Annotated in this window: 5 protein-coding genes; 2 read left to right on the top strand and 3 right to left on the bottom strand. The window is 70.7% G+C overall.

All coding sequences use genetic code 11. The features are described 5' to 3' along the window. Window positions 1–1554: amino acid permease (locus tag HW445_RS15850; protein ID WP_180221662.1), on the bottom strand; the 1554-nt coding region annotated here is incomplete at its 3' end. A 493-nt stretch (window positions 1555–2047) separates the two neighbouring features. On the opposite strand from HW445_RS15850, the gene HW445_RS34420 reads away from it, so the two are divergent. Then, the gene (locus tag HW445_RS34420) at window positions 2048–2479 is read left to right on the top strand and encodes a hypothetical protein (protein ID WP_180221663.1); all 432 of its coding nucleotides are present in this window, start codon (window positions 2048–2050) and stop codon (window positions 2477–2479) included. A 29-nt stretch (window positions 2480–2508) separates the two neighbouring features. Beyond that, a complete protein-coding gene (locus HW445_RS15840; protein WP_180221661.1) occupies window positions 2509–4488 on the top strand; it encodes a hypothetical protein in 1980 nt (659 codons plus the stop codon). Window positions 4489–4923: 435 nt separating this feature from the next. On the opposite strand, the gene HW445_RS15835 is transcribed toward HW445_RS15840, so the two are convergent. Both HW445_RS15835 and HW445_RS15830 read right to left on the bottom strand, forming a co-directional pair. Further along, a complete protein-coding gene (locus tag HW445_RS15835; RefSeq protein ID WP_180221660.1) occupies window positions 4924–5697 on the bottom strand; it encodes a class I SAM-dependent methyltransferase in 774 nt (257 codons plus the stop codon). A 114-nt stretch (window positions 5698–5811) separates the two neighbouring features. After that, window positions 5812–6103: hypothetical protein (locus tag HW445_RS15830; protein WP_218957033.1), on the bottom strand; the 292-nt coding region annotated here is incomplete at its 5' end.

The raw sequence follows: 6103 nt of genomic DNA, 5'->3' as shown, positions 1-6103 counted from the left end.
TTCCGCCGCGACGGTGCTCCCCGCGCCGTTCGCCCGCCCCGCGGTGTCCTTGCGGCGGCGGTACCAGCGGTACGCCGCCCCGGTCGCGACCGTGGCCGCGAGGACCAGGACGGTGAACCACCGGAAGTACCAGTGGCCGCCCTCGGGGTCGTACACCTCGGCGCGCGGCCAGGCGAGGTTGACCGTCATGAACAGACCGTAGACCACCGCGAGCGCGTTCACGGGCAGGCCCCAGCGGCCCAGGGAGAACAGCGGCCGGCCGAGTTCGTCGAGCTCGCCGCGGGCCGGCCGCCACTCACCCCGCAACCGCCGCACCAGCATCGGCCCGGTGACCATCGCATACGCCAGGTACACCATCGCGATGCAGGTGGTGCCGATGGCCAGGAACGCCTGCGGCGACGCCAGGTTGAGCAGGAGCAGCAGCGCCGCGCAGGCACCCGCCACCACCGCGGCCCTGCCGGGCATCCCGGTCCTCCGCGGCACCCGCGCCAGCCACGAGGAGCGGGGCAGGACACCGTCGCGCGCCATGGAGAAGAGCATGCGGGTCGCCGAGGTCTGGATGGCGAGGGTCGCCGCGCAGATGGCCAGGGCCACGTCGGCGAGCAGCACCTTGCCGAGACCGTCGCCGAGGGTGCTGGTGAGCACGTAGCCGAGCCCTTCGCTCGCCAGGCGCCCGTCGGTGAGGCTGGGCGCCGCGAGCAGTCCGCCGAGCAGCAGCAGTCCGCCGCACACGCCGGAGGTGGTGAGGGCGGTGAGCGTGGTCCGGGGCGCGGTGCGACGGGGGTTGACGGTCTCCTCGCTCATCTCGCTCGCGCTCTCGAACCCGATCAGGACGTACGCGGCGGTGAACGAGCCCACCAGGAGGGCTGTGATGAGGCCGCCCTGCCCGCCGGTGTGCAGGGTGACGCCCGGATCGCGCTCCGCGTGGGTGGCCAGCAGGGTGACGATCAGAGCGACCCCGGCGATCTCGGCGGTGACACCGACGGTGTTGACCGCCGACAGGGCGCGGTTGTCCAGGACGTTGAGCAGGGTGGTCAGCGCCAGTAGGACGAGACCCAGGAGGGCCGCGTTGGCCGCTCCGGTGGGCGTCGTGGGCGACGGGTCACCGCCGACGACCTGGAACCCGGACCAGACGGCGGGCAGGACGACCTGCAGGGCGAGCGCGGCGGCCGCGACGACCACGATCCGTCCGATCACCATGATCCAGCCCGCGTACCAGCCGAAGGAGCGGCCGCCCAGCCTGCTCGCCCACTGGTAGATGGCCCCCGCGATGGGCAGCCGTGCGGCGAGCTCGGCGAAGCAGGCGGCGACGAGGAGCTGTCCCACGAGGACGGCTGGCCAGGTCCAGAAGAAGACCGGACCGCCGAAGGAGTAGCCGAGCGAGAAGAACTGGAAGACGGTGGTGAGCACGGAGATGAAGGAGAACCCGGCGGCGAAGGAGGCATACCGGCCCATCCGCCGCCGCAGTTCCTGCGGGTAGCCGAACTGGCCGAGCGCGTCGCCGTCACCGGGCGGTGGAGAGGCCGTCGGCGTGGGATCGGTGGTCACGGTCATGGCGGTCCCCTGTCGCGAAGGTGGGTCGTCCAGGTCGTCCCTGCGAATTCCTGTCGGTTGACAGAAATTAGGGACGGCCCGTTTCCGCCGCGTGTCACGGCCGTGTCCCGTCCGTTAGTGACTGCTCTCCAGGCGCCCCGTCATCTTCTTCGCGGTCCTGCAAGAGGGCCGCCGACTTCCGGGCCCGGCATGACTGTTGCCCCCGGCCGGGCGCGATGACCGGCCGCTGCGGGCGGCAGGTCTGCACAACGTGGACGCGCGCGAACGGCTCCCGACCGCCGAGGCCGGCACCCATGGCCTGACCCCGGCCGGGAAGACGGTCTTCGACAAGCTCCGCGACAAGTTCGGCACGGTTGTGGTGGTCGTGGACCAGCCTGCGTCCATCGGCGCCGCCTCGTCACCGAAAGTTCCTGTCCGGTTCCGGGATGACCTACCGGTGATCATTCACGAAGCGACTCCTCCCAGCCCCGACGAGGGCGGCACACTGGGCGGCATGAGCAGATACGCGGAGGTCATCGTCCTCGCCCGGAACGCCGAAGCCGTGATGGAACCGCTGACCCGGCCCGATCCGGAGCGGGAGTGGCACCAGTGCTTCACCCGCGTCAACGACTCCCTCTTCGCGGGCACCGGCGTCGGCTCGGACTCGGACTCGGACTCGGAGGAGTGCTACGCCTGGGTCGTTCAGTTCATCCGGCACAACTGGCGCGGGCTGCTGCCCCATCTGGAGTCCCTGCCGTGGCCCGACCCGTACTCCCTGCAGGTCCTGGTCCGCGACGAGGAGGACGATTGTTTCGGCCTGTGGATGCTGTACGACGGCAAGCTCACGGAGGTCCCCCTCCCCCGTACTTCCCGAAGCCACGACCCGGGCATCAGCGTGACGGGGACGCTGAGCAGAACCGACCGGGGGCGAGGAGGCGTCTCCTAGCGTGTCCACGACACGAAATGGGAGTCCTCATGGCGTTATCGCGGCGCTTCTCACTGGTTCTGCTCCTGCTCGCGACCTTACTGGGTCTGGCCGCGAGCCCTGGCGCAACGGCCACCTCACCCCCGCACACCAAGTGGGGCCCGCCTCTGACGGCCCGCACCATCGACGGCGCGGACTTCATCATCGACGCCAACGGCGTTCCCCATCGTCTCGCCTCGGCCGGCGACAACGCCTACGCGGACGCCGCCCACGCCCAGATGACGCGGCAGCTCCAGCAGTCGGGGCTGGCCTACGACCGGAAGACGAGGACCGGCGTCCAGTACGTCTTCCAGTCGGACGCCAACCCCCTGGTCCCCAAGGGCCCCATCGGCGGCAGCGGCCCGCTCTCCGGCACCACCGCCGACATGCTCAAGCTCTCCTGGAGCAACGGAAAGCTGATCAGCGTGGACGTGGTCGACGCGACCGGTACGAGCAATGCGGGATCGGCCTCCGAGGACCTCGGGAAGATGGCCAACACGATTCGGAACAAACTCCCGGACGGCCGGAAGACCCAGGCCGACAATGTGGTGTTCGTCGGAAAGACCCGGGAACAGGCCGAGGCCCTGGCCCGGCAGTTCCAGGGAAACCCGAACGTCCGTATCCTCCACCCCTCCTCGGGCTACGACACCGGAGAGTTCGAGGCGGGCACCACCGCCCTGCGGGAAGCCGCCGGCCACCTCTTCAGTCCTTCACGGGAGTGCCCCCCGTCAGCGGATCACAGCGTCTACCGCCCGGCCGCCGCCACGGCCCCTTGCGGCGGACAGACGACCCCGGGCAGAGCGGGCGGCCTCGCCCGCGTCCTCGGCCCGGGAAACACCGGCGGCATCGACTTCACCCGCCTCGAACTGCGCTACCTCTCCGACTCCGGCGGCCTCAACTACGCCTTCAAGGCCCCGGTCACCGCGAAGGGCACCTCGCTGACCGGACTGGCCAACGCCCAGCAGGCCTCCGACTCCTTCTTCACCTGGCTCCAGCTCGAACCCTCCACCTTCTGGGTCAATCTCAACCCGAACGAGCCGGACCGCATCATCGACGCCCGGCTCGGCCGCACCGACACCGGCCGCATCATGCTGCAGGCGGACCTGCTGCTGAAGAAGACGACGGGGAAGCTGATCCACCCGGACACCTCCCTGGGCGCCACGTACTGGGACTCGTTGAAAGGCTCGTGCACCTCGTTCCGTACCTGGATCGTCCCGGCACCGGCGACCGTGTACACGACGGGCGAGGAGCTGCACATCCTCGAATCCCCGCTGGACGTCCAGATGGAGACGCAGTACCTCAAGCAGAGCGGCGGCTCGGGCGCGACCTCGTGCAAGGAGCAGTCGGAAGCGGTCCAGGAGCACAACGAGTCGGCCTTCCGGCGGCTCATCCTGCCGCGCGTGGTGGACGCGGTGAACACCGCTCCCGAGTACGCGGATCTCCGCAGGGTCTACCTCAGCCGGATCGCCGCGGAGTGGTACCGGGACCTGAGCAGGACGCAGCGGACGACGTACGGCGGGGTCATCGACAGCGGTGACATCAGCGCCTACGCGACCCGGCGGGACTGGAAGCCCCGGGACACGTTCGACGCGTACGTGCGCTCGTACACCAAGGGTGAATTCAACGTCGAGAAGACCACTCGCAAGGGCGATTACCTCTACACGCGCACCTACGTCTACGGAGGCGTCGACTTCACGAACGTCCCCTTCAACCGCGTGACGTCCGCCTCCTCCGCCCTCACCGACGACGTGAACCGCTCCCTCACCGAGCCGACGAAGTCCGGCGACGGGATCTGGCTCGGAGGTGAAGCCCCTCCGGCGCCGGAACGAGGCGACGAGGACGCACTGGCCTCACCGGAAGGGGACGGTGACAGCCTCGCGACCCTGCTCCAGCGCTGCCTGGTGGCGGCGGGCGCGGCGGCCTTCGTGATCGTCGCCGTCCGCGCGACAGTTCGCTCCCGGCGGGCTCGGCGCGGCGGAGGATGGGGGTGAGGAGTCACCGGTCCCGATGCCGAGCCCCCGCCTCACGCTCCGTCCAGCGGTGCATCGCCTACGGAACGGCAACCACCGCCTCGAGCCCTCCGGCCCGAGGCGGTCCCGAACGCCACCGTGATCCGAGGAAGAGCACGCCGCCGCAGATGCACGTTGCTTCCTGTCATGCGCCACAGAGGTGGCTCAGCTGCTGGGCCTCGGGAACGCGGCCGAAGAGTTCTTCGCCCCGTTGATGGCCGCGGCCCCGTCTACGAGCCGGACCCAGCCTCTGCCGTGCTTCGTCGAGCCGACCGCATGGGCAACCTGCTGTGGATCTCGCCCGCCCTACCCGGCCGCGTTGCAGGGCCCTGCCTCATGTCGTAAGGGCCGGGCGTTTCCTGCGCCACTTCACGGCCGGTGGACTCAAGCGCCCGGCCCACCGGGTGGTCGAGGGACTCAAGGCGGGGACACGGGCAGTTCGTACACGGAGACGTGGTGGGTACTGGAGTCGGTCAGTGGCCGTCCCGACCAGCCGCCGGTACGGCGCACGAGCCGCAGGCCGGCCAGTTCCGCCAGCAGGTCGAGTTCGCCGGGGGTGAAGTAGCGGAAGGAGACGCGCACGTGGCGCATGCGGCCGTCGTCGAGGACCGCGTAGTCGGAGGTGTACTGCTGGCGGGCGGGGTGCAGGGTGCGGGTGCGGAGCACGAAACCCTCACCGGGTGTGTCCACCGGCTGGGTGCCGGTGCCGCGGGTGGCGAGTGCCTCGGGCAGATGCGCGTCGAGAGCGAGCCGTCCGCCGGGCTTCAGTCGCCGGGCGGCGGAGGCGAGGCAGCGGCGCTGGGCCTCTTGGGTGTCGAGCTCGGCGAAGGTGCCGCCGGCCGCGTAGACGAGGGCGAACCGGCCGGTGTCCGCCGGCTCCGGAGGTGCGGAGAAGTCGCCGAGGGTGACCCGGACCGCGTTGCCGCCGGGTTTGGCGTGGAGTTGGGCTGTCATGTCGGGGGATGCGTCGAGCCCTTCGACGGTGAGGCCCAGTGAGGCCAGTGGCAGGGCCACCCTGCCGGTGCCGCTGCCCAGTTCGAGCAGGGGGCCGGGCGGGCCCTCCTTCGCGAGGGCTGCCAGGAAGCCGACGGTGGATTCGGTGTTCGACGCGGCGAACCAGTCGTCGTACCGGTCGGCGAACAGCGCGGTGTAGGAGGGCTGGATCGATGTGTCGCGCGGGAACGTGGACATGTGAGGTTCTCCCGGTGCGGGCGTGGACAGGGCGCGGAGCTGTGGTCGTGGCCGGTCCGGGTCGTGGAGTGTGTGCCGCGCGTGGCGTGCCGGGGTGGTCGGCCGAACGGGTGGTCAGCCGAACGGGTGGGGAGGCACTCCCGGTACCGGGTGGGCCGACAGGGGTGACGTTCCTGGGGCGATCAGCCGGACGACGGCCAGGCCCTCGTCCGCCGGAGGGCCCGCGCAGCCGTCGACGGCGATCACTTCGCGTCCGGTGTGTGCGGCGAGCAGAGCGACCGGGTCCGGTTCCCGGGCGGGCCCGCGGGCCGGGACGGCGGCAAGGGGGGCGCGGAGGGCGGTGGCCGGCCCTGCCCAGCGTGTCAGCGCGTCCTGGGCGTGGAAGGTCCACAGTGCGTGGTCCAGC

The sequence above is a fragment of the Streptomyces sp. UH6 genome (assembly GCF_013421635.1).
Classification (GTDB): domain Bacteria; phylum Actinomycetota; class Actinomycetes; order Streptomycetales; family Streptomycetaceae; genus Streptomyces; species Streptomyces abyssomicinicus.
This window is presented reverse-complemented; position numbering and strand designations above follow the sequence as displayed.